The organism is Labrys sp. KB_33_2, from assembly GCF_052114505.1.
Classification (GTDB): Bacteria; Pseudomonadota; Alphaproteobacteria; order Rhizobiales; family Labraceae; genus Labrys.
On the sequence record NZ_JBFREW010000080.1, the window covers coordinates 1 to 624 of the forward strand.

The 624-nt window shown below is 52.2% G+C and carries 1 rRNA gene; it reads left to right on the forward strand.

Annotated features, from left to right (window positions below):
- Window positions 1–577, forward strand: a 23S ribosomal RNA gene (locus tag AB4037_RS34615); the annotation flags it as partial.
- Window positions 578–624: the final 47 nt, after the last annotated feature.

A 624-nucleotide genomic window follows, 5' to 3' on the forward strand; every position in this document is an offset into this window, starting at 1 on the left:
GTGTAAAGGCACAAGGGAGCTTGACTGCGAGACMKACAMGTCGAGCAGGKACGAAAGTMGGKCTTAGTGATCCGGTGGTTCTGTATGGAAGGGCCATCGCTCAACGGATAAAAGSTACTCCGGGGATAACAGGCTKATMYCSCCCAAGAGTTCATATCGACGGCGGTGTTTGGCACCTCGATGTCGGCTCATCRCATCCTGGGGCTGWAGYMGGTCCCAAGGGTTGGGCTGTTCGCCCATTAAAGCGGYACGCGAGCTGGGTTYAGAACGTCGTGAGACAGTTCGGTCCCTATCCGYCGYGSGCGYAGGAAAYTTGAGAGGAGCTGTCCTTAGTACGAGAGGACCGGGATGGACACACCGCTGGTGTACCAGTTGTCTTGCCAAAGGCATCGCTGGGTAGCTATGTGTGGACGGGATAAGTGCTGAAAGCATCTAAGCATGAAGCCCCCCTCAAGATGAGATTTCCCATAGCGCAAGCTAGTAAGATCCCTGAAAGATGATCAGGTTGATAGGTCAGAGGTGGAAGCGTGGCGACATGTGTAGCTGACTGATACTAATCGATCGAGGACTTAACCAAACTTTTAAAAGCGTAAGCTTTACTCAGCGAACTGTTATCTAGTTTTG